Genomic DNA, 22,676 nt, shown 5'->3' with positions numbered 1-22,676 from the left:
TGCCTTTTACTGAAAACGAAAAATCGGTTAGAATACTCGGTGGCTTCGCGCCTTCCTATTCTGAACGAGCCGCTTCCGCTTTTTTTATTACATTTTTTCTGGTGCAGATACTCCTACGATTGCTAATGCATTTTGAAGTGTAGTGCGTACTGCTTTCATTAACTCATAGCGAGCTTTACTTAATTCTAAGTTATCTTGGTTTAATACTTTTTCTGCATTATAGAAGCTGTGTAATGCTGCTGCTAATTCAAATGCATAGCTTGTAATGCGGTGTGGCAGACGTTTTTGTGCTGCATCCGCAACTACAGCTGGGAATTCACCAAGTTTTTTCAGTAACTCTACTTCTTTCTCCGAAGTAACAAGCTTGTAATTCACGTCTCCGCCTGCAGCTAGTCCTAACTCTTCACCTTGACGAAGGATACTGCATACGCGAGCATGAGCATACTGTGCATAGTATACTGGGTTTTCATTAGATTTTGATACAGCTAAGTCCATATCGAAGTCTAAATGAGAATCACCGCTACGCATTGCGAAGAAGTAACGCATTGCGTCCACGCCTACTTCTTCCATAAGCTCACGAAGTGTAACTGCTTTACCTGTACGCTTACTCATCTTCATTTTTTCACCATTTTGGTACAGTTGTACCATTTGGATGATTTCTACTTCAAGTGTTTCTTTATCGTAACCTAGCGCTTGAATAGCAGCTTTCATACGAGGAATGTAACCGTGGTGATCAGCACCCCAAATGTTGATTAACTTATCGAAACCACGCTCTAATTTATCACGATGGTAAGCGATATCTGGCGTTAAGTATGTGTAAGAACCGTCGTTTTTAATTAATACACGGTTTTTGTCGTCACCGTAAGTCATAGAACGGAACCAAGTTGCACCGCCTTCTTCAAAGATCTCGTCACGCTCTTTTAATACTGCAAGTGCAGCATCGATTTTTCCGTTTTTGTATAATGATGTTTCTGAGAACCATACATCAAACTTAACACGGAAGCTTTCTAAGTCTTTTTGAAGTTTTGCTAACTCATATTTTAAACCGTATGAACGATAGAACTCATAGCTTTCTTCAGCATCAGCTTTTGCATAACGATCGCCAAACTCTTCAGCTAAACGCTTACCGATTCCAATGATGTCCGCACCATGGTATCCGTCTTCTGGCATTTCTTTCTCTAGACCTAAAGCTTGCATGTAACGAGCTTCAACAGAAAGAGCTAAGTTATGAATTTGGTTACCAGCGTCATTAATGTAGTACTCACGAGATACATCGTATCCTGCTTTTGCTAATACGTTACATAAAGTGTCACCCACTGCCGCACCACGTGCATGTCCTAAGTGAAGGTCACCTGTTGGGTTCGCAGATACGAACTCAATTTGTACTTTTTCACCTTTACCAGTATTCGTTTCACCGTAAGCTTCGCCAGCGTTAACGATTGTTGGGATTAAGTCTGTTAAGTAGCTATTATCCATGTAGAAGTTAATGAAACCAGGTCCTGCGATTTCAATTTTTTCAATAGAAGCTTTTGCTTTATCGAAGTTTGCAACTAATTCTTCTGCAATCATACGAGGTGCTTTTTTCGCAACGCGTGCAAGTTGCATTGCCATATTTGTAGAGAAGTCACCATTTGTTTTATCTTTTGGAGATTCTAATACAACGTTTGGAATCTGTTCTTCTGTCGCTAATTCTGCCTTTAATACAGCAGCTTGAATTTCTTCTTTAATTAATCCTTTTACTTGTTCTAAAGAATTCATTATTTTGCCTCCTTCAAATTAAGTGTAATTGTATATCTGCCAGCTTCTTGTTCACTTAGAAGCAATGCGTACGTTAAGAAAAGTTGTCCTTTTTTCTTTTCATCCGACCATTTAAAAAGAACATTATCAGTTTTCGTTTGCAATGCAAACGTACCAAGTTCACTCGTATACGTACCAGTTGTCCATTCACCTTTCACATGCGTTTGACGCATTGAAACAGCACCTGAACGCATAATGAGAACTTGTTCATCTTGAATTTTAATAATTGTTTTCACTTCGCCCTGTTCGTTCGGCTCTTGGAATGTTACATATGTACCTTGACCTTTTACATAGTATTGACCATTTGCTTCAAAAGCAACGGTTTCCTTCCTCGCCCCTTCACGGATTTCTGTTACGAAATGAACGTGTACCGGCAAGCCTGCAAGTTGTTTCTCCACGTCTTGCACACCCTTCACATGTTATAGATATTAAATAATGTATATAATAAATCACTTTTCCTATCATATCAAAAAAAACCTCTGTCTGTCTGCTGAAAAATCAGGAAAACTCCTTTTCAAAAGATAATTCACTTTCACTTTATTTCATATGATAAAATGTTTTTTAAATCTAAATATTCTTTCATTTGAAGAGGTGAGTTATGTGCTACCAACAAAATTGAAAAAAGGTGATGAAATTAGAGTTATTTCACCATCTTGTAGCTTAAGTATTGTCTCAACTGAAAACAGAAAGCTTGCTGTAAAAAGATTAACTGACATGGGCTTTCAAGTTACATTCTCAACATATGCCGATGAGATAGATCAATTTGCTTCCTCTTCTATTTCTTCACGCGTTCAAGACCTCCACGAGGCATTTAGAGACCCTAATGTAAAAGCCGTTTTGACGACACTTGGCGGATACAACTCTAATGGTTTATTGAAACATCTCGATTATGATTTAATTCGAGAAAACCCGAAGTTTTTCTGTGGCTATTCTGATATTACTGCTTTAAATAATGCAATTTACACAAAAACAGGACTTGTTACATATTCAGGACCCCATTTCTCTTCATTTGGGATGGAGAAAGGTCTCGAATATACGACTAATTACTTTTTACAATGCTTAACTTCTAATAAGCCTATTGAAGTCCTGCCATCTGAAACGTGGAGCGATGATTCTTGGTATATAGATCAGGAAAATCGAGAATTCATTACAAATGAAGGTTATATTTCGATTCATGAAGGCGAAGCAACTGGAGAGATTATCGGTGGTAATATGAGTACATTGAATTTACTACAAGGTACACCATATATGCCAAACTTGCAGGGGAAAATATTATTTCTTGAGGAGGATAGTTTAACTGGAAAAGCTACCCTTAACACTTTTGATCGTTATTTACATTCTCTTATGCAGCAACCTGACTTTGAACATGTAAAAGGCATCGTTATAGGAAAGATGCAAAAAGGTGCAGAATGTACGATAGAAGACATTCAAGAAATGATTGCTTCAAAGCCTGAACTTACACATATACCTATCATTGCAAACGCAAGTTTCGGGCATACAACCCCGATTTTCACTTTCCCAATTGGTGGACGTGCAAAAATCATTTCTAATAAAGAGAATTCAGCTATCACCATTTTAACGCACTAAAAAAGGAGCGAACGATTCGCTCCTTTTACGGTTTTTCTATTTTTTCCAACGCTTTTTGCGGAATTGATTCTTTTGGGATTTCAGCCCATCCTTTTCCTTGCATACCTTTTGCATAAATTTTTATAAACGCCCCCGTATGCAATTCACGGTTCATCATTCTTTTCACAACTTGTAACTTTCCGTCTTCTGTATACCCTTTAAATGTATACAAGTATTCACCGTCTTTTTTCTCACCTTTATTTATAACCGCATAATAATCTTGTATTTCTTTATTTGAAAAGAAGTTGTCTACAAAAGCATGCACACCTTCTGTTTTCGTGTTTAAATAGTACGCTGTTCCACCTAAAATAATGGCGAATACAGCTAAAACTTTAATTACCAATTTCATACATGCGCCTCCTGTTTGCACTTCTTTCTCACTAATCTTATGTCTATACCTGTATTATACGGAAAAAGGCATACTATACTCTATTGAAAAGTCTTACACTTTCCTTACATTATTGTAAGGGTTTTTCAACTTATAGCAATTTCCCAATAAAAAATTTTTCCGTTTCATGAACTTTTATATTATTATTGAATGATACAAATTTTTATTACAAAAATCAAAGGAGACAGTTTTCAAATGGCTATCTTGCAAGGTTTAGCACTATTACTTGTTGTACTTTGTCTATTTACACTTTTTAGTTACCGTGCTCCTTACGGAATGAAAGCAATGGGTGCTTTAGCTAATGCAGCAATCGCAAGTTTTCTTATTGAAGCATTTCACCGTTATATCGGTGGAGAGATGTTTCATAATGACTTTTTACAATCAGTAGGAGAAGCTTCTGGTAGTATGAGCGGTGTCGCAGCGGCAATTTTAGTCGCACTAGCAATCGGTGTTTCACCCGTATATGCTGTTTTAATCGGTATCGCTACTAGCGGATTCGGTATTTTACCAGGATTTTTCGCTGGATACGTTTGCGCTTTCGTCGTGAAATTTCTCGAAAAGAAATTACCGGCTGGTGTAGAGTTTTTAGCAATTTTATTTATTGCCGCACCAATCTCACGCGGAATGGCCATGCTTATGGATCCGCTCGTGAACGCAACGCTCGGTAAAATCGGTTCTATGATTTCAGTTGCAACTACAGAAAGTCCTATCATTATGGGTATTATGCTTGGTGGATTAATAACAGTTATTTCTACCTCTCCATTAAGTTCTATGGCACTAACTGCGATGCTAGGATTAACAGGTTTACCAATGGCAATTGGTAGTCTTGCCGTAGCAGCCTCAGCCCCAATGAACTTTATTTTCTTTAAACGACTAAAAATTTGTTCAAAGAAAGACACAATCGCTGTAGCAATCGAGCCTTTAACACAAGCCGATGTTGTTTCAGCAAATCCAATTCCAATTTATGCGACAAACTTCGTTGGCGGTGCGCTTGCTGGTATTATTACATCTCTGTTCCAGCTCGTTAATAATGCGCCAGGAACAGCATCACCAATCCCAGGACTTCTTGTCTTATTCGGATTTAATGACGTTGTAAAAGTAACAATTGCTGCTGTATTATGTGGAATCGTTACCACTATTGTTGGATACATCGGATCAATCGTATTCCGCAAATATCCAATTCGTTCTGCTGATGAAATTCGCGGCATTACTTCGGAAGAAAAAGTTGCATAAGAAAAAGAGCTATTCTCATTGTTTGAGAGTAGCTCTTTTTCTTGTCATGTAACGGTAAATGAAATTATATTAGCGATTTTTTTAATATATCGACTTACCGACACATAACGACAAAATAAGAACTCCCTATTCATATAGGAGGCTCTTATTTTATCCAACTACAACGGAACGGCCAGAATCTCCGGCCATTTTACACTCTCGGTCGAGCGTTCCAATGACCTACGATTCTGAGCGAGCCACTTCCGCTTTTATTTCACCCAACCGAGCAGCATTTCCCGCACGAATTTGCTTGCTGCGACTGGTGTTTGATCACTATGGTCGTAGACAGGAGCTACTTCTACTAAGTCTGCTCCAACTACATTTATATTTGAATTTGCAATTGCCACGATGGAATCTAATAATTCTTTAGATGTGATACCTCCAGCTTCTAACGTTCCTGTTCCTGGGGCGTGAGCTGGGTCTAATACGTCAATGTCGATTGTGACATAAACTGGGCGTCCAGCAAGCTTCGGTAATACTTCTTTTAACGGTTCTAATACGTCAAATTTATATAAGTTCATACCTACTTCTTTTGCCCATTCGAATTCTTCCTTCATTCCAGAACGAATACCGAAAGAATATACGTTTTCCGGACCAATTAAATCGCACACTTTACGAATAGGTGTAGAGTGGGATAAAGGCTCCCCTTCATACGATTCACGTAAATCAGTATGGGCATCCATATGGATGATTGCTAAATCCGGATATTTTTTTGCCATTGCCTTAAAAATTGGCCAAGACACTAAGTGCTCACCGCCGAGACCTAGTGGAAACTTATCGGCATCTAAAAGTTTTGATACATACTCTTCAATCATGTCTATGCTACGCTGTGGATTTCCAAATGGTAATGGAATATCACCCGCATCAAAATATTTTACCTCTTCTAGTTCACGATCTAAATATGGGCTATATTCTTCAAGACCGATTGACACTTCACGAATACGTGCAGGGCCAAAACGAGAACCTGGACGGTAGCTTACTGTCCAATCCATTGGCATCCCGTAAATAACTGCCTCTGACTCTTCAAAACTTGGATGACTTTTAATAAATACTTTACCTGAATAAGCTTCATCAAAACGCATACTCTTTTCCTCCTTGTGTGGAACTTAAGGTATCCCAACCTTTCATTATTTCTCAAATTTGGAGCCTATAACTCCTCTTTCTCGATTTACCTGTGCCTTCTTCTTACAAGAAGACTACTTCATTTGTAGCAGTGTAAGTAACTAGCATGTTCAAGTCTTCTGGACAAACACCTTAAATGAGCTACCTACACTATATTTGTTCAAACTCGATTTCTTACTTAATTAAATCGCCAACAAATTTCGGTAATGCGAATGCTGCATTGTGTAATTCTTTTGTGTAGTATTTCGTTTCGATTTCGTGGAAACGCTCTTCACTCACTTCTAATGGATCATGTTTTTTAGATCCAATTGTGAACGTCCAAAGACCACTTGGGTAAGTTGGAATGTTCGCTGTGTATAAACGAGTAATTGGGAAGATCTCCTTTACGTCTTTAAACACAGTTGTAATTAGTTCTGGTGTGAACCAAGGGTTGTCCGTTTGTGCAACGAAAATACCATCTTCTTTTAACGCTTTAGAGATTCCAGCGTAGAATCCTTTTGTAAATAGATTTACTGCTGGTCCTACTGGCTCAGTAGAATCTACCATAATTACGTCATATTCATTTTCGCTTTCTGCAATGTGTAGGAAACCGTCTCCTACTTTTACTTCTACACGCTCATTATCTAGTGCGCCTGCAATTGATGGTAAGTATTGTTTAGAGTACTCAATTACTTTTCCATCGATTTCAACAAGAGTTGCTTTCTTTACGCTTGGGTGTTTTAACACTTCACGAATAACACCGCCATCGCCACCACCTACAACTAATACGTTTTCAGGGTTTGGATGTGTAAATAAAGGTACGTGCGCTACCATTTCATGATAAACGAACTCATCTTTTTCTGTTGTCATAACCATGCCATCTAAAATAAGCATGTTTCCGAACTCTTCCGTTTCAACCATATCAAGTTTTTGGAATTCTGTTTGCTCCGTATGTAATGTGCGGTTAATACGCGCCGTAATCCCAAAATGTTTTGTTTGTTTTTCAGTGAACCATAGTTCCATCGTACAATCACGCCTTTCAATGCAAATTTATAATAGGGACATCATTAATGTCCCCTAACAAAAATAAAACAAAACATCCAAAAAGTATAGTTAAAAGTACAAAAATACCGAAAATATATTTTAGTCAGAGGGTTCTAACATATGTACGAAAAGGGATTGCCCTGTAATAGGAAAGAAAACCCTTTCTTAAGAAAGGGCTTTTGTCTCTACTTCTACTGGTTTTCGAACCGGAATTAAAATCATTACACAACCGACTAACACAACAATTCCACCGACTAAAAACGGACTTTGCGGTGAAACAGTGTGGCCGATGATTCCTGATAAGATTGGAGCAATTGCGCCACCTAACCAACGAACGAAGTTATAAACACCTGATGTAACAGATCTTTCATAAGGTGAAATATCCATTACATAACTTGTAAATAATGCATTATTTAATCCAGATGCTAATCCCGATAGAACAATTAATACAATTTGTAACCACATAACTTTCACGAAGAATAGTGCGATTAAGAAAAGCGCAAATACGAGTAAACTACCTTTCAACAATGCTTTCGGTTCATATTTCCCTTCTAGCTTATGGGCCAAAATTGCAGAACCGTAAGCTAACGCTAATCCCCATCCGCAAAATACAAACCCTAATTGAATAGCAGATAAATGCATAATAAGTGGTGAATATGCTAGCACAACGAAAAATCCGTAGTAGTATAACATTCCTGAAATCGCACCTTGCATAAACGGTTTATATTTCACCAGGTTAAGTAATTCCCCTACGCCTGCCGCTTTACGTTTCACTTTTCGCTCCGGTTCTTTTACAAAAAAGAAAACTAAAATAAATGCTAAGAAAATTAAAATACTCGTCGCAAAAAATGGGTAACGCCAAGAATGTCCACCTAATATCCCGCCTAATAACGGTCCGCCTGCCATCCCTAAACCGATAGCTGCTTCATATAGTCCTACTGCTTCATGAACTTCTTTACTTAATGCAATCAATAATGTCATCGCCGTTGCGAAGAACATCGCATTTCCTAATCCCCACCCCGCGCGGAAAATAGATAATTGGGCAATCGTTTGCGATATACCGCATATAAACGCAAATACAGTTACAATCGCAAGACCGATCGTCATCATTCGTTTATCACCAAATCTTGATGCGAATATTCCAGCTGGTAACATCATAATTGCCATCGTTAAAATATATGCTGTAAATAACATCTCTACTTGCCAATGCGATGCACCAATTTGCTCAGCAATACTTGGTAAGATTGGGTCGACTACCCCTATACCCGAAAAGGCAAGGAAGGTAGCCACCACTGTAATCAATCTCCCTAATTTTTGTTTGCTCTCCATTTTGATCATTCTCCTTTTGTACTCTCTAAAAATGTCGCTGCACGATGTAGGCTATCTTCGAGTTCCGCCTTTACACGCTGCATTTGCTCCATTTTCTCGTCTAGCGTTTGCACTTGTTTTTCAAGCATCTCTTTAATTTCTTGAATCACTTCGCGGTCACGAGGATTCTCACTATTTCTTCTTTGCTCCATTCTTTCTTTTAACGATAAAAAATGTTGCATTTCTTGAAGTGTAATCCCTAATACTTCTTTCGCTTCTACAATCCTTTTAATTCTAGCGATGTCCTCGTCCGTATACAGGCGAATGTTCCCCTCACTACGTTCAGGGGGATGAATTAAACCAATTTCCTCATAATAACGAAGTGTACGTTTTGTTAAACCAACTTGCTTTGTGACTTCATCAATTTTATACATGTTTATTCCTCCCTTCACTCGATTATTACATTTTACGTTAACGTTAACTTTTGTGCAACTGTTAGACTTTTGTAAATGTTTATCCCATTCAATTGTATTTTTCCAAAAGCAGTTTCATAATGAAAGAAAAGAAACGATAAGGAGATTTCCGTATGAATAAACCACTTATTTTCGCCCACCGCGGGGTAAAAGGAACACATCCAGAAAATACGATGATTGCCTTCCAAGAAGCAGAACGCATTGGTGCCCACGGAATTGAGCTTGATGTCCACCTATCAAAAGATGGTGAACTTGTCGTGATTCACGATGAAACAGTAGATCGCACAACAAATGGCATAGGTCTTGTTTCTGAAAAAACGGTAGCGGAATTACAAGCTTTAGATGCTGGTAGCCATAAAGAACCTTCTTTCCATGAAGCAAAAATCCCAACGTTACGTGAAGTATTCATTTGGTTATCTACGACAAATTTACAGCTCAATATTGAGTTAAAAACAGATGTTATCCACTATCCAACTATTGAAGAAAAAGCTGTTGCTCTCGTTCGTGAATACCATCTATCTAATCAAATTGTATTCTCATCATTTAACCACGACTCTGTTTCATTATTAGCAGAAATAGCTCCTGAAATCCCGAGAGCAATTTTATATGACACACCACTTGCTGATCCGATTGCTGAAGCAAAAAATAGAAACGCAACTGGTTTACACCCAAACTTTCAATTATTAACAAAAGAATTTGTCCAATTTGCACAAAATCAAGGGTACGTTTTCCGCCCTTATACGATTAACGAATACAAAGATTTACAAACTATGATTGACTATGGCGTAGATGTCATTATTACCGATTGGCCAGCACGTGCCCTTGAGCTCCTTTCTTAATTGAAGGAGCTTTTTGTTTTCGAAATTTCATTGTTTAAAATAACCGAAAACCCTCAATACTAATACAATAATGTTTGTATTAGTATTGAGGGGCTGAAAAAGATGGATCAAACTATGAATCCGAAACTTAAAAAATATAAACGTCTTTTCTTCACCGTAATGTTTTCTTCTGTTCTTTTTTTCGTTTTTTCCTTTTTTGTTATTATTATAGTTGCAAAAATTATGGGACCTCCTCCTGTTGCTGTCCCACAAACGAGTGTCTTTTATGCTAATGATGACACTGTTATCGGACAAAGTAATGAAATGCAAAAACGTTACAATGTATCTCTCAATGAAATCTCTCCTTATGTAAAAGAGGCGACACTATCTATCGAAGATCAACGATTCTACAAACATCATGGCTTTGATATAAAACGTATTGCTGGTGCTATTGTTGCCGATTTAAAAGCGATGGCAAAGGTCCAAGGTGCTAGTACGATTACACAACAGTATGCTCGTAACCTATACTTAGATCATGATAAAACGTGGAAACGTAAACTATTAGAAGCGATGTACACAATTCGCCTTGAAGTGAACTATAATAAAAATCATATTTTAGAAGGATATTTAAATACAATTTATTACGGGCATGGTGCTTACGGAATCGAAGCTGCGTCTCGTCTATATTTCGATAAAACAGCAAAAGAATTAACATTAGCGGAAGCTAGTATGCTCGCAGGTATCCCGAAAGGACCTAGTGTCTACTCTCCCTTTTTAAAAGAGGATCGTGCGAAAGGACGACAATCTCTCATATTAGACGAAATGGTAGAACAAGGTTACATTACGAAGAAACAAGCAACGTCAGCAAAGAAAGAGCCACTAACTTTTTCCTCATTAGATACAAAAAAAGTTGCAGAGATTGCACCTTATTTCCAAGATGCTGTACAAGCTTCTCTTCTTCGTGATATCGGATTAGATGAACAAGCCTTACAAAAGGGTGGTTTGCGTATTTATACAACGCTAGACCCTAAATTACAATCGGTCGCAGAGCAAGCTGTAAAAGATCACATACCTGACACAACAAACATACAAACTGCGCTCGTCTCTATGAATCCAAAAACAGGTGAAGTAGCTGCCCTTGTTGGTGGAACTGATTATAATACGAGTCAATTTAACAGGGCTACACAGGCCGCTCGACAGCCTGGATCTACGTTTAAGCCATTCCTGTATTACGCGGCATTAGAACGAGGATTCACCCCCGCTACGCGCTTAAAAAGCGAATACACTGTGTTCACTTTAGGTGACGGTGTTTCAAAGTATAAACCGAAAAACTATAAAGACTATTATGCAGACGATTTTGTAACAATGGCGCAAGCTCTTGCGGTCTCTGATAACGTATATGCCGTGAAGACCAATTTATTTTTAGGCGAAGACATTCTTACAAAAACAGCGAAGCAATTCGGTATTACTACCGCATTAAAAGATGTTCCGTCTCTCGCTCTCGGTACATCTCCTGTAAAACCAATTGAAATGGTTAACGCTTATAGCATGTTCGCAAACGGCGGAAAAGAAGTAAAACCGATGTTTATTCGCCGCATTATGGACCAGGAAGGAAACATGCTATACGATGCTCATTTGGAGAGTAAACAAGTTCTCGATAAAAGCAAAGCGTTTGTAATGGAAGAAATGATGACAGGTATGTTTAATAAAAACCTAAGTAGTTATGCCGCTGTAACCGGCCAATCAATGTTATCAAAGCTATCAAGAACATATGCCGGAAAGTCTGGTTCTACAGAAACAGATAGTTGGATGATAGGGTTTACCCCGCAACTTGTAACTGGTGTGTGGGTTGGATACGATCAACCTAAATCGATTTCAAACGTAGCAGAACAAGGATATGCGAAAAAAATATGGACCGATACGATGGAAAAAGGCTTAGATGGACAACCTCAAAAAGAGTTTAAACAACCAAGTGACGTCGTTGCAGTCGATATTAACCCTGAAAACGGAAAAATCGCTACAAAAAATTGTCCCATTTCAGTGAAAATGTATTTCGCAAAAGGTACAGAACCGACTGAATATTGTATGGATCATGTTGATGATAAAGAAGAATTTGAAAAGACAACTGAAGAAAAGAAGAAAACAAGTTGGTGGAAAAAATATCTTCCTTGGTAAAAAAAATAGCTGACGGGTATCCGTCAGCTATTTTTTATTCACTTAATAATGCACGGCGCAATTCTTCACTAGATTCGTTCCAAATCGCTTCATTATGTTCTTTCAAGAACGTACCAAGTACTTTTTTAGATGATTCATCCATATGGTCAACCATAATGTGACGCTTCATTGATTTATCCATTTTGTTTACGTGCTCTGGAAGTGATTTATATCCGCGGCGAATTTCACGGTCAACTGTCATTTCACAAGCTGTTACACCTGCATAATAAGCTCCTGTCGCCGTTCTTTCAACCGTTACCCACACAAGCCAAAATGGTTTTCCGTTTGGAACTTCATCTTTATTTGTTAAAAACTTAATACCTTTTTCGACTGTACTACGCGCATGCATCGCACCGATATCAACAAATGCTGTTTTCTCTAGTACATCGACAAATACAGGTGAAATGTTTTCTAGACTTAATGCTCCAACACCAAAACCACCATGTCCATCTGTTGAATCATTTTTCACGATATTAAAACCGATTTTTTTCTTTTTCTCTGTCATATGTAAACTCCTCCTCACTTAATGATTATAAAAGGCCAAAAATAGGCGCAATGATACTGTCTAAAAATACAAATACATATGGAATGACAACATTAAAAATAGGTTGAATTGTATAATTGCTAAGCGGTGTAATAACAAGAATTAATAACGCTATTGCTCCATACTTTTCATACTGTGTCATTTTCGCACGAATATTTGTTGGTGCTAGATCTTCCACAACTCGATACCCATCAAGTGGCGGAATTGGCAATAAGTTAAATACAAGTAATACGATATTAAGCATAATAAAAATTCGGAAGAATTGAGCCAATGTATCCGCTACTGCAAATGGAATTGAGTCTAATACACCAAATGTTAATAGGCTATACCAAATGATTAAACCAATTGCACTTAAAATTAAGTTACTAATTGGGCCTGCAATTGAAACTAATATACCTGCAAGACGCGGCCTTTTAAAGTTATATGGGTTAACAGGAACAGGTCTTGCCCAACCAAAACCAAGAATTAATACAGCGATCATCCCAATAGGATCTAAGTGCGCCATCGGTGATAATGTTAAACGGCCTTGCTTCTTTGCTGTATCGTCTCCAAATTTATATGCAACATATGCATGCGCAAATTCATGCACTGATAACGCAATAATAATGGCCATTGCTACCAACGGAATTTGTTGCAATGGGTATCTAAATAACTGATCCATGATTCATCTCCTCTTCAATCTGTCAAAAAAAGAAATTATTTGTTTTTTCGATTGTTCTTCCCCATAATCCGCTATAATAAGAGTGTAACTTACATAAAAGGAGCGATTATATATGCCATACGTAACAGTGAAAATGCTAGAAGGACGCACAGAGGAACAAAAGAAAGCTCTTGCTGAGAAAGTAACAGCAGCAGTAAGCGAAACAACTGGTGCTCCTGAAGAAAACATCGTTGTTTTCATCGAAGAAATGTCTAAAAACCATTATGCAGTTGGCGGAAAACGCTTAAGCGACAAATAATTTCAAGTTCTTTCATAAGAAGCAGCCCTTAGCTGCTTCTTATTTTTTTCCTTCTAGTAACTCGATGATTCTCTCTTTATATTTTCCTTTTCTTCCATCTTCATAGATTAAATCATGCGGATAGAATAATTTTTGATCCCTTCTCTTCTTACCAGTAATCGCCTCAACGATATCCGATTCACGTGAAAGCTCTCTAAGCTCTCCATTTGGCATAAGAAGTAAGATTGGCAGACGCTCTTCTTCTTCGCCAGCACGGTAAAAGTCATACGGTAAGTCTGATGTTGAATCAACTACTAAATAGTATTCTGGATCAAGTCCAATCTTTTTGAATAAGCTACTTAATTCCATCCAATTATCTAAACCGTGCTTATCTGTAAACTCTACGTATTTAAATAGGTTTCGATTCATAAAACGGCGGCATAAGTCACTTAAAATTGGATCTTCTTCGTCTTGCCATACTTGGAAGTAATAATACATAACGTTCTCGTCTAACTTTAAATAATCCTCTACTGTTACTTCTTCTTCAAATAAAGAATAGAAATGAACCGGATGATTTTTAAATGTATAATACTTCTCGTGCAATGATTTTGCACGGTGTAAAATCTTCGTTAAAATAACTTCGGCACTGCGCGTTACCGGATGGAAATATACTTGCCAATACATTTGATAACGACTCATAATATAATGCTCAACAGCATGCATACCACTATTTTTAATGACTACTTGATTCCCATATGGACGCATGACACGTAGTATACGTTCCATATCAAAGTTTCCATACTTTACGCCAGTGAAATACGCATCTCTTAATAAATAGTCCATACGATCTGCATCAATTTGACTGGAAATCATGCTAATCGCTAATTTATTCGTAGATGTTTTGGCGATTACATCGGCTACCTTTTGCGGAAAGTCTTTATCCACACGACTTAATATGCGATTAATTTCCGTATCTCCAACGATAATCTTTTGCGTAAATTTCTCATGATCTAATGAAAATACTTTTTCAAACGAGTGAGAAAATGGGCCGTGACCGACATCATGAAGTAATGACGCACATAAACATAACAATCTATCTTCAGCATTCCAGTTCGGTCTGCCATCAAACACATCATCAATCATACGACGAATAATTTCATATACACCTAACGAATGAGTAAAGCGACTATGCTCTGCACCGTGAAATGTAAAAAATGTCGTTCCAAGCTGCTTAATACGGCGCAAGCGTTGAAATTCTTTCGTTCCGATTAAATCCCAAATAACACGATCGCGTACGTGCACATATTTATGTACCGGGTCTTTAAACACTTTTGTTTCGCTGAGTTTGTCGTTTAAATATACCACCTTCCGACATCCCCCTTTCTTTACTGCATTCTTACTATATATTATAAACGAAATAGGAAACAGAAAGAAATGAAAGACTATATTAATTGCCCTTATATAAAGAAAAAATCACTTTTACCGAGGTAAAAGTGATTTCTGTTTATACATTATTTCCCTAAAACGAATTCAGCAACTTCATCTAAGATCATTTCTTTACCTAGAGGGAAGTACCCTTTGTTTACGTCTTCGTTTTTAATTGTAAATACGTGGTTGTTTTTAACAGCGTTCATGTTTTTCCAAATTGATTCTTCTTGGAATTCTTTTAGACGTTGAGAACCGTCACCAGTTGTAAATACGAATAAGTAATCCGGGTTGTAATCGATTAAAGCTTCTTTTTGTACTTGTACTAGTGGTTTATCCGTTGGTGTACCTTTAACTGCTGGTAATTTTAAATCATTAAAGATTACGCTACCGTAACCGTAGTCACCGTATACGCGGAAAGCATTTGGATATGCAGCCATTTTCATAAATTTAGCATCGCCAGTTTTCGCAACGATTTTATCATGTAATTTGCTTGCTTTTTCATCATACTGTTTGAACCATTCTTTTGTTTCTTTCTCTTTACCGAAGATTTGACCTACTTCTTCGAATTTTGGACGCCATTGATCTAATGGAGTTTTTAACATAACTGTTGGTGCAATTTTAGATAATTGATCATAAATCTTTTCTTGACGATTGTTTACAAGAATTAAGTCTGGTTTTGCAGCAGCTACTGCTTCGATATTAATTTTATCGCCCCAAGCAGAACCAACTGGTTTTACGTCTTTTAATTTCTTTTCAATATGTGTATCAATTTTTTCTTGAGATGTATTAGCAGTAATAATTGGTTTCATACCAAAAATTAATAATTCTTCTGTTGAACCACTAAGGTCAGCAATTTTCTTTGGATTTGCAGGGATTTTAATTTCCCCTTTTGCATGTTGTACAGTGCGCTCTTCAGTCTTCGCATCCTTCGCATCTGCTTTCTTCTCTTCTTTGTTAGAACAAGCTGCAAATAGTACAGAAGTAACGACTAGTACCATTGCTAATAACACCATTTTAAAATTCTTCATGTTCCCACTCCTTCTAGCTGTATTTCTCTTATAGGTTACAATGAACTATAAGAAACAAGATTAACAATTAATAAATATATATTGATTAATTGTTACTTATGCCCCGTTCTAACGGGTGTTCAACTTCCTATTTACTAATAAGAAGCTCAACGTCCATTAGAAGCCCCCCTCTTTACGAGGGGGATTCTACTTATGCTTTTTTACGCAATTGATTACTAATCATCGCTAAATCATATGTTAAACAAATTGGTTTACAGTTTACTGGACACGGAACGATTTGAGCTTCAATCTCAAATACACTGCGAAGTGTTTCACTTGTCATCACTTCATCTGGCGTTCCTTGTTTCATTAACTTACCTGCTTTTAATGCAATCATATGATCTGAGAAACGAGAAGCATGGTTTAAGTCATGGATAACCATAACAATCGTTCTACCTTCTTCTTCATTTAACTTTTTCAATAAATTTAATACTTCTAATTGATGCGCCATATCTAAGTACGTTGTCGGTTCATCTAATACGAGTAATTCTGTTCCTTGTGCAAGGGCCATCGCAATCCATACACGTTGACGTTGCCCGCCTGATAACGCCTCTGCTGAACGATTTGCAAATTCTGTCATTCCCGTCACTTCAAGTGCCCAATGAATGTAACGATAATCCTCTTCTTTCAACGTTCCAAATCCTTTTTGATGAGGAAAACGTCCATATGAAACAAGTTCAAACACAGTAAGGCCAGTTGGTACTTCTGCAGTCTGTGGTAAAATCGCCATTTTCTTTGCGATTTCTTTCGTTGGTTGTTTCTCGATTGCTTTTCCGTCAAGATAAACAGTACCTTTTTTCGCCTTCAAAATACGAGAAGCCGTTTTTAATAATGTGGACTTCCCACAACCATTTGGTCCAATAATTGTTGTAATTTTCCCTTCCGGAATTTCAACTGTTAATCCATCAATAATTAACCCTTCATTATAGCCAACAGATACCGCATCAACTGCTAAAGTTGCCATACAAAAAGCCTCCCTTTATTTTGTCCTCATAAGTAAATATATGAAATATGGTGCACCAATTACAGAAATAACAAGACCGACCGGTATTTCTGAAGTTGTTAACACACTTCTTGAAATTACGTCTGCGAATAAGAGTAAAAACGTCCCTATTAGTGCAGCGGTAGGCAGCATAATTTGATGTTTACCACCAACAAGGCGCCTCGCTAAATGCGGAGCCATTAAACCGATAAAACCAATTCCTCCGGCAACAGCGACAGATGCACCAGCTAAGCAAACTGCAATAAATAATAATTTACGTCTTTCTTTTTCTACATTTAGACCAAGGCCAACAGCTGTGGAGTCACCTAGATTCATTACATTTAATATGTGTGCCTTACTAATAGCAAGTGGCAAGAAAATAACCATCCATGGAAGTACACTTAGCACGAACTTCCAATCTGTGCCCCATAGACTTCCTGCTAACCAAATCGTAGCAAAGCGGAAATCGTTAGATGTCATCTTCATAGAAAAAATTAAACTAACAGCACCAAACCCGGCTGCAACAGCGATACCAACTAGTATTAATCTCGTTGATGAAACGCCGTCTTTCCATGCTAGTAAATAAATAATAACCGCCGCTAATATTGCACCAACTAACGCGAAGAATGGAAGGATAAATACAGATAAAAATGTACCAGTCCCAACTTTTCCGAAGAAAAAGTAGACGAATATAACAACTGTTAATCCCGCTCCAGCGTTAATACCGATAATACCTGGATCAGCAAGTGGATTTCGTGATAACCCTTGCAAAATCGCACCTGACATCGCTAAAGCGGATCCGACTAATATAGCAATAACCATACGCGGCATACGGAATTCAAATAAAATAACAGACTGATCTTCAGCCCCAAGTCCAACCAATGACTTTAATACGTCCATTGGCGGTATTTTAAATGTCCCTGTATTTAAACTTACTAAAAATACAGTAACGATTAATCCTACTAAGATTGTTAAAACAGAAACGTTCTTTTTTGTTAAGACACTTGTCCTCACATTTTCCCTCTCCCTTCGTTACGTGCTAAGTAGAGGAAGAATGGAACCCCAATTAGCGCTGTAATTGCTCCAATTGGCGTTTCAAACGGCGGATTAATAACGCGAGATAACATATCTGCACATTCAATTAACAGCCCACCTAAGACCGCAGAACATGGAATAACCCATCTATAGTCTGAGCCTACAAGGAAACGAGTCATGTGCGGGATTACAAGACCAACAAATCCAACCGATCCTGCCATAGAAACCGCAGAACCTGTTAACACAAGAACAAGTACTGTTCCGATAAATTTAATTAATGTCGTATTTTGACCAAGTCCAATCGCAATTTCTTCACCGAAGCTTAAAATTGTAATATACCTCGACATCATAATTGCAATAAAGAGACAAACAAGGCCAATTGGTACTAACATATTAATACTTTCCCATTTCACTCCCGCAACTCCGCCTGCATTCCACATACTCACCTCTTGGGCAAGGTTGAAATATAGCGCAATTCCAGATGAAATGGCCCCTAATAAAGCACTAATTGCTGCACCCGCTAAAGCTAACTTCACAGGTGTTAATCCACCTGGTGAAGAAGACCCAATTCCATATACAATGCTCGCTCCAAACGCAGCCCCAATAAAAGATGCGATAACGAACATTAAATAAGGTGAATTAGGGAAGAATGCATACATAATTGCAATTCCAAATACAGCTCCATCTGTAATTCCCATTAACGATGGTGAAGCAAGTGGATTTCGCGTCATACCTTGCATAATTGCCCCTGATACCGCTAAAAAGGCACCTGCAACTACGCCCCCTATTGCTCTAGGCATGCGAAGTTCTTGAATTACGTTATGATGCGTAATAGAACCGTCAAACTGAAACACAGCTTGCCATACAGTCTTTAAACTAATATCTGCAGCACCAAACGAAATAGAAACTGCCATGCTTAAAGCTAACAAAACTGTACCTGCTACTAAAATAATAGAAGCAACGAGCGGTCTGCTCTTAATCTCTTTAACATTCACATCTTGCTGTTCTATACTCCTTGCGCTCGCTTCCATACCTCAACCATCCTAACCAACAACATATATTTAATGAAATGAAATTTATTCTCAAATAGTAATAAAAAAATTAGGTTAATTGACCTTTCCTTGATAATGATTCTCAGAATCAGACACTTTCTATTCTACCTATCGCTTCAAAAGACTGTCAACCATTATTTTGAAATATAAATTTATATTTGAATGAATAGATGATGCCCCTCCTTCATTGAATGTTAATCTACTCAATTGTATTTTCGTAGAATAACTCATTCCTCGTATGGGCATAAAAAAAGAAGAGTAATCTGTTCACTCTTCTTTTTCTTACTTATTTAACTTTGCTTCAATTTTTACAATTAATTCATCTTCTGTTGGAGCCGCGACTGGACGATTATTTACAAATGCGAATGATTTTTTACGACCAGGACCACAGTAAGACTGACATGCAACTTCAATCGTTGCACATGAATCTACTTTTTTTAACTTTGGAATCAACGTTTTAACGTTCGTTGCCTGACAATCATCGCACACACGAAATTCGTTTCCCATTATATATAACACTTCCTCTATTTTAAACTTTTCACAAGTACATTTAAAAATAAACACTAAATGGTATTTTACCGCTCTTTGAAGCTCGTTGCAAGTGTCCTTACAACGCTCTTTCTTCATATAATGTTACATATTTATATGCTCTCCTTCATAAGCTCTCATCATTCATAGCAAAATTTATACCTTTCATCGAAATCTACCATATTTTTAAAAGCTTTGTATAAAAGCTCATTTTTTTGCCCATTATAAAAATAGGAAGTTCATAAAAAGAAAGGGAGTTGAATCTATGAAAGTAAGACAAGATGCTTGGACGGATGAGGATGATTTATTACTTGCTGAAACTGTACTTCGTCACGTTCGAGAAGGAAGTACTCAATTAAATGCATTTGAAGAAGTGGGTGATCAATTAAATCGTACATCGGCTGCCTGTGGTTTCCGTTGGAATGCTGTTGTTCGCTATAGCTATGAACAAGCTCTTCAACTAGCAAAAAAACATCGTAAAGATAAAATGCGTGCTGCAAGCGGTGAACAAGCGAAAAAACGTTTACTTTATACACCACCAGCTTCAGATTCGATAACTGACTATGAAGAATTCGTACAAGAGGAATCAATTGTGCAATATAAAGAAGCTATTCCATATCAAGAACCTACTGTTCCTGCTGCAAAAGGCTCTATGACAATGCAAGATGTTATTTATTTTTTACAAACGGTCGGATCTTCAAATATAAAAGTGACAGCTCTTGAAAACGAGAATACGAGATTGAAACAAGAAATTAAATCACAAATCCTTCGAAATGAAGAACTAGAAAAGAAACTAGAAAAATTAGAAAAACAATCTCATACTGTACAAGAAGATTACGAAACACTTATGAATATTATGAACCGTGCTCGTAAGCTGGCAGTCATGGATGACGAAGAACGTTCTCAAACATCTTTCCGAATGGATCGAAACGGTAATTTAGAAAAAATTGCAGAATAAAAAGGATGCATTGTATGCATCCTTTTTATTATTCACCTTTAAACTTTCCCTTTATATATGAAAAAACCCGTTTCTACATTTTTTGCTATAATAGAGATTGTCATTTTAAAGATAAGGGGTTAGTTATATGAGCAATTCCCGTTCCATTTTATCTCAGCCAGAGTGGCGTATTGTAGATCAGTCTAGTTTGGGACCAACATTCCATGCATTGCAGTCATTCGCAATGGATGACACACTGTGCACAAGCATTGGAAATGGTCAATCAGCTGCAACAATGCGTTCTTGGGTTCATCACAATACAATTGTTCTTGGCATTCAAGATTCACGCCTACCACACTTGGAAGAAGGTATTTCCTTTTTACAAGAAAACAACTTCAATGTTATCGTTCGTAATTCCGGTGGACTTGCAGTCGTACTTGATGAAGGTGTTTTAAACATATCACTTTTATTCCAAGAGACAGAAAAAGGTATCGATATTGATCTTGGATACGATACAATGTGGCATTTAATTAAGGAAATGTTAAACGATTACGATGTTACAATCGAGGCAAAAGAAATTGTTGGCTCTTACTGTCCTGGTAGCTATGACTTAAGTATTCGCAATCAAAAATTTGCTGGCATTTCACAGCGCCGTATTCGCGGTGGTGTCGCTGTCCAAATTTATCTCTGCGCTACAGGAAGTGGCTCTGAGCGTGCCGCACTCGTTCGTGATTTCTACAACCTAGCCATTCAAGGAGAAGAAACACGCTTTACGTATCCTGAAATTGTACCGAGTACGATGGCTTCACTTTCAGAATTACTTGGCGAAACCATTACAGTACAAGATTTAATGATGCGCCTTTTAAAAACACTGCAGCAATTCGCTCCAAAGTTAACACCATCTCAATTAACAATAGATGAAATACCTTTATATGAGACGAATTTACAACGTATTATTGATCGTAACAATAAAGCACTTGGTTTAGAAAAATAAAGACCGTCGCTATAATAGCGACGGTCTTTATTTCGATTCATTATAGAATTAAAGTGCTTGAGCTGCTGTAATTAAAGCTAACTTGTACACTTCTTCTTCGTTACATCCGCGAGATAGGTCATTTACAGGCATATTTAAACCTTGTAAAATTGGTCCTACTGCTTCGAAGTTACCTAAACGTTGAGCGATTTTGTAGCCAATATTACCAGCTTCTAAGCTTGGGAATACGAATACGTTAGCATCACCTTTAATTGTAGAACCTGGAGCTTTTTTCTCAGCTACAGATGGTACGAATGCAGCATCGAATTGGAATTCTCCATCTAAAGTTAATTCTGGAGCCATTTCTTTTGCAATGCGAGTTGCTTCTACAACTTTTTCTGTTTCTGGAGATTTCGCAGAACCTTTTGTAGAGAAGCTTAACATAGCAACGCGTGGATCAATACCGAATAGTTCAGCAGTTTTCGCACTCTCGATACCAATTTCAGCTAAATCTTGGCTGTTTGGTGCAATGTTAATTGCACAATCAGCGAATACATATTTCTCTTCTTCACGTACCATGATGAATACGCCAGAAGTTTTTGTAACGCCTGGTTTTGTTTTAATAATTTGAAGTGCTGGACGAACTGTATCAGCTGTAGAGTGAGCTGCACCACTTACTAAACCGTGTGCTTTGCCCATGTATACAAGCATTGTACCGAAGTAGTTTTCGTCTTTAAGGATTTTGCGAGCGTCTTCTTCAGTTGCTTTACCTTTACGGCGTTCAACGAAAGATGCTACCATTGCATCCATTTCTTCGTATGTAGCTGGGTCATAAATATCAACGCCTGCTAATGTTAAATTCATGCTAGCAGCTTTTGCGCTAATTTCTTCTTTATTACCAACTAAAATTGGTTGTACTAACTCTTCTTTTGCTAAACGCTCTGCAGCGCCTAAAATTCTTTCATCAGTTCCTTCAGGAAGTACGATAGAAATGCCTTTTCCTTGAACTTTTTCTTTTACTGTTGTAAATAAGTTGCTCACGAATAAACCCTCCTACTTATGTTAAAAAAACTCTATCTTTAAGAATACTGCTTTTCCTCTATATTTTAAACTTATAGCTCCCAAAAAATAGATAAAATGAAAATGATTAT

Annotated in this window: 23 protein-coding genes; 7 read left to right on the top strand and 16 right to left on the bottom strand. The window is 37.5% G+C overall.

Going from position 1 to position 22,676, the window contains the following annotated elements; translation table 11 throughout:
* Nucleotides 1–87 precede the first annotated feature (87 nt).
* Both argS and DN394_RS10490 read right to left on the bottom strand, forming a co-directional pair.
* Nucleotides 88–1,758 (bottom strand): arginine--tRNA ligase, encoded by a 1,671-nt coding sequence (argS, locus tag DN394_RS10495; protein ID WP_001086442.1) that lies wholly within the window; start codon nucleotides 1,756–1,758, stop codon nucleotides 88–90.
* Complete coding sequence (locus DN394_RS10490; RefSeq protein WP_000414868.1) at nucleotides 1,758–2,195, bottom strand: YwiB family protein; 438 nt, start codon at nucleotides 2,193–2,195, stop codon at nucleotides 1,758–1,760. Before DN394_RS10490 ends, argS begins: the two co-directional genes overlap by 1 nt.
* A gap of 202 nt (nucleotides 2,196–2,397) precedes the next feature.
* On the opposite strand from DN394_RS10490, the gene DN394_RS10485 reads away from it, so the two are divergent.
* Nucleotides 2,398–3,384, top strand: a complete 987-nt coding sequence (locus DN394_RS10485) for a S66 family peptidase (RefSeq protein WP_046958567.1) — start codon at nucleotides 2,398–2,400, stop codon at nucleotides 3,382–3,384.
* 25 nt (nucleotides 3,385–3,409) lie between these two features.
* On the opposite strand, the gene DN394_RS10480 is transcribed toward DN394_RS10485, so the two are convergent.
* The gene (locus DN394_RS10480; RefSeq protein WP_000779928.1) at nucleotides 3,410–3,772 is read right to left on the bottom strand and encodes a YxeA family protein; all 363 of its coding nucleotides are present in this window, start codon (nucleotides 3,770–3,772) and stop codon (nucleotides 3,410–3,412) included.
* 234 nt (nucleotides 3,773–4,006) lie between these two features.
* On the opposite strand from DN394_RS10480, the gene DN394_RS10475 reads away from it, so the two are divergent.
* The gene (locus DN394_RS10475) at nucleotides 4,007–5,044 is read left to right on the top strand and encodes a PTS sugar transporter subunit IIC (protein WP_000996323.1); all 1,038 of its coding nucleotides are present in this window, start codon (nucleotides 4,007–4,009) and stop codon (nucleotides 5,042–5,044) included.
* Between the two features lie 248 nt (nucleotides 5,045–5,292).
* Here the strand turns inward: DN394_RS10475 and speB are convergent, their stop codons facing one another.
* The 4 genes from speB to DN394_RS10455 form a co-directional block, all read right to left on the bottom strand.
* The gene (gene speB, locus DN394_RS10470; protein WP_001209823.1) at nucleotides 5,293–6,165 is read right to left on the bottom strand and encodes an agmatinase; all 873 of its coding nucleotides are present in this window, start codon (nucleotides 6,163–6,165) and stop codon (nucleotides 5,293–5,295) included.
* Between the two features lie 214 nt (nucleotides 6,166–6,379).
* Nucleotides 6,380–7,207, bottom strand: coding sequence for a polyamine aminopropyltransferase (speE, locus tag DN394_RS10465; RefSeq protein ID WP_000424696.1), 828 nt, complete (start codon nucleotides 7,205–7,207; stop codon nucleotides 6,380–6,382).
* Nucleotides 7,208–7,393: 186 nt separating this feature from the next.
* Complete coding sequence (locus DN394_RS10460; protein ID WP_060487953.1) at nucleotides 7,394–8,557, bottom strand: MFS transporter; 1,164 nt, start codon at nucleotides 8,555–8,557, stop codon at nucleotides 7,394–7,396.
* A 5-nt stretch (nucleotides 8,558–8,562) separates the two neighbouring features.
* Entirely contained in the window at nucleotides 8,563–8,970 is a 408-nt protein-coding gene (locus DN394_RS10455; protein WP_000276564.1) for a MerR family transcriptional regulator, read from the bottom strand.
* A 152-nt stretch (nucleotides 8,971–9,122) separates the two neighbouring features.
* Here DN394_RS10455 and DN394_RS10450 point away from each other — a divergent pair, with 152 nt between their 5' ends.
* Both DN394_RS10450 and DN394_RS10445 read left to right on the top strand, forming a co-directional pair.
* A complete protein-coding gene (locus DN394_RS10450; protein ID WP_001039759.1) occupies nucleotides 9,123–9,848 on the top strand; it encodes a glycerophosphodiester phosphodiesterase in 726 nt (241 codons plus the stop codon).
* Between the two features lie 102 nt (nucleotides 9,849–9,950).
* Nucleotides 9,951–12,002 carry a transglycosylase domain-containing protein gene (locus tag DN394_RS10445; protein ID WP_046958571.1) on the top strand — a complete coding sequence of 684 codons (2,052 nt, stop codon included), beginning with the start codon at nucleotides 9,951–9,953 and terminating at the stop codon, nucleotides 12,000–12,002.
* Between the two features lie 34 nt (nucleotides 12,003–12,036).
* Here DN394_RS10445 and DN394_RS10440 read toward each other — a convergent pair whose 3' ends face one another.
* Both DN394_RS10440 and DN394_RS10435 read right to left on the bottom strand, forming a co-directional pair.
* Entirely contained in the window at nucleotides 12,037–12,546 is a 510-nt protein-coding gene (locus DN394_RS10440) for a YwhD family protein (RefSeq protein WP_000136686.1), read from the bottom strand.
* Between the two features lie 25 nt (nucleotides 12,547–12,571).
* Nucleotides 12,572–13,246 carry a site-2 protease family protein gene (locus DN394_RS10435; RefSeq protein WP_000372469.1) on the bottom strand — a complete coding sequence of 225 codons (675 nt, stop codon included), beginning with the start codon at nucleotides 13,244–13,246 and terminating at the stop codon, nucleotides 12,572–12,574.
* 112 nt (nucleotides 13,247–13,358) lie between these two features.
* On the opposite strand from DN394_RS10435, the gene DN394_RS10430 reads away from it, so the two are divergent.
* Nucleotides 13,359–13,544 (top strand): 2-hydroxymuconate tautomerase, encoded by a 186-nt coding sequence (locus DN394_RS10430; RefSeq protein WP_001147171.1) that lies wholly within the window; start codon nucleotides 13,359–13,361, stop codon nucleotides 13,542–13,544.
* Nucleotides 13,545–13,583: 39 nt separating this feature from the next.
* On the opposite strand, the gene DN394_RS10425 is transcribed toward DN394_RS10430, so the two are convergent.
* The 6 genes from DN394_RS10425 to DN394_RS10400 all read right to left on the bottom strand — a co-directional run bounded on the left by DN394_RS10425 (nucleotide 13,584) and on the right by DN394_RS10400 (nucleotide 19,594).
* A complete protein-coding gene (locus DN394_RS10425; RefSeq protein WP_000262747.1) occupies nucleotides 13,584–14,888 on the bottom strand; it encodes an HD domain-containing protein in 1,305 nt (434 codons plus the stop codon).
* Nucleotides 14,889–15,034: 146 nt separating this feature from the next.
* A complete protein-coding gene (locus DN394_RS10420) occupies nucleotides 15,035–15,979 on the bottom strand; it encodes an ABC transporter substrate-binding protein (protein ID WP_046958572.1) in 945 nt (314 codons plus the stop codon).
* Nucleotides 15,980–16,169: 190 nt separating this feature from the next.
* A complete protein-coding gene (locus tag DN394_RS10415) occupies nucleotides 16,170–16,982 on the bottom strand; it encodes an ABC transporter ATP-binding protein (RefSeq protein ID WP_000212066.1) in 813 nt (270 codons plus the stop codon).
* A 15-nt stretch (nucleotides 16,983–16,997) separates the two neighbouring features.
* A complete protein-coding gene (locus tag DN394_RS10410; protein ID WP_001260774.1) occupies nucleotides 16,998–18,014 on the bottom strand; it encodes a FecCD family ABC transporter permease in 1,017 nt (338 codons plus the stop codon).
* Nucleotides 18,011–19,066, bottom strand: a complete 1,056-nt coding sequence (locus DN394_RS10405; RefSeq protein ID WP_000388283.1) for a FecCD family ABC transporter permease — start codon at nucleotides 19,064–19,066, stop codon at nucleotides 18,011–18,013. Before DN394_RS10405 ends, DN394_RS10410 begins: the two co-directional genes overlap by 4 nt.
* Before the next feature lie 303 nt (nucleotides 19,067–19,369).
* Complete coding sequence (locus tag DN394_RS10400; RefSeq protein ID WP_000526075.1) at nucleotides 19,370–19,594, bottom strand: YuzB family protein; 225 nt, start codon at nucleotides 19,592–19,594, stop codon at nucleotides 19,370–19,372.
* Nucleotides 19,595–19,880: 286 nt separating this feature from the next.
* On the opposite strand from DN394_RS10400, the gene DN394_RS10395 reads away from it, so the two are divergent.
* The gene (locus tag DN394_RS10395; RefSeq protein ID WP_000868353.1) at nucleotides 19,881–20,573 is read left to right on the top strand and encodes an RsfA family transcriptional regulator; all 693 of its coding nucleotides are present in this window, start codon (nucleotides 19,881–19,883) and stop codon (nucleotides 20,571–20,573) included.
* Between the two features lie 127 nt (nucleotides 20,574–20,700).
* Nucleotides 20,701–21,546 carry an octanoyl-[GcvH]:protein N-octanoyltransferase gene (gene lipL, locus DN394_RS10390; protein ID WP_000071958.1) on the top strand — a complete coding sequence of 282 codons (846 nt, stop codon included), beginning with the start codon at nucleotides 20,701–20,703 and terminating at the stop codon, nucleotides 21,544–21,546.
* A gap of 48 nt (nucleotides 21,547–21,594) precedes the next feature.
* Here lipL and pta read toward each other — a convergent pair whose 3' ends face one another.
* Nucleotides 21,595–22,566, bottom strand: coding sequence for a phosphate acetyltransferase (pta, locus tag DN394_RS10385; protein ID WP_000067226.1), 972 nt, complete (start codon nucleotides 22,564–22,566; stop codon nucleotides 21,595–21,597).
* Nucleotides 22,567–22,676 lie beyond the last annotated feature (110 nt).

The organism is Bacillus sp. BB081, from assembly GCF_008368895.1.
GTDB lineage: Bacteria > Bacillota > Bacilli > Bacillales > Bacillaceae_G > Bacillus_A > Bacillus_A wiedmannii.
This window is presented reverse-complemented; position numbering and strand designations above follow the sequence as displayed.

Bases quoted from the DNA above. Each gene is read 5' to 3' on its own strand.
- DN394_RS10405 (WP_000388283.1), bottom strand. From the start codon at position 19,066: ATGGAAGCGAGCGCAAGGAGTATAGAACAGCAAGATGTGAATGTTAAA.
- DN394_RS10445 (WP_046958571.1), top strand. From the start codon at position 9,951: ATGGATCAAACTATGAATCCGAAACTTAAAAAATATAAACGTCTTTTC.
- DN394_RS10430 (WP_001147171.1), top strand. From the start codon at position 13,359: ATGCCATACGTAACAGTGAAAATGCTAGAAGGACGCACAGAGGAACAA.
- DN394_RS10400 (WP_000526075.1), bottom strand. From the start codon at position 19,594: ATGGGAAACGAATTTCGTGTGTGCGATGATTGTCAGGCAACGAACGTT.
- DN394_RS10395 (WP_000868353.1), top strand. From the start codon at position 19,881: ATGAAAGTAAGACAAGATGCTTGGACGGATGAGGATGATTTATTACTT.
- DN394_RS10420 (WP_046958572.1), bottom strand. From the start codon at position 15,979: ATGAAGAATTTTAAAATGGTGTTATTAGCAATGGTACTAGTCGTTACT.
- DN394_RS10440 (WP_000136686.1), bottom strand. From the start codon at position 12,546: ATGACAGAGAAAAAGAAAAAAATCGGTTTTAATATCGTGAAAAATGAT.
- speE (WP_000424696.1), bottom strand. From the start codon at position 7,207: ATGGAACTATGGTTCACTGAAAAACAAACAAAACATTTTGGGATTACG.
- argS (WP_001086442.1), bottom strand. From the start codon at position 1,758: ATGAATTCTTTAGAACAAGTAAAAGGATTAATTAAAGAAGAAATTCAA.
- speB (WP_001209823.1), bottom strand. From the start codon at position 6,165: ATGCGTTTTGATGAAGCTTATTCAGGTAAAGTATTTATTAAAAGTCAT.
- DN394_RS10475 (WP_000996323.1), top strand. From the start codon at position 4,007: ATGGCTATCTTGCAAGGTTTAGCACTATTACTTGTTGTACTTTGTCTA.
- DN394_RS10415 (WP_000212066.1), bottom strand. From the start codon at position 16,982: ATGGCAACTTTAGCAGTTGATGCGGTATCTGTTGGCTATAATGAAGGG.
- DN394_RS10435 (WP_000372469.1), bottom strand. From the start codon at position 13,246: ATGGATCAGTTATTTAGATACCCATTGCAACAAATTCCGTTGGTAGCA.
- DN394_RS10455 (WP_000276564.1), bottom strand. From the start codon at position 8,970: ATGTATAAAATTGATGAAGTCACAAAGCAAGTTGGTTTAACAAAACGT.
- DN394_RS10480 (WP_000779928.1), bottom strand. From the start codon at position 3,772: ATGAAATTGGTAATTAAAGTTTTAGCTGTATTCGCCATTATTTTAGGT.
- DN394_RS10460 (WP_060487953.1), bottom strand. From the start codon at position 8,557: ATGGAGAGCAAACAAAAATTAGGGAGATTGATTACAGTGGTGGCTACC.
- lipL (WP_000071958.1), top strand. From the start codon at position 20,701: ATGAGCAATTCCCGTTCCATTTTATCTCAGCCAGAGTGGCGTATTGTA.
- DN394_RS10450 (WP_001039759.1), top strand. From the start codon at position 9,123: ATGAATAAACCACTTATTTTCGCCCACCGCGGGGTAAAAGGAACACAT.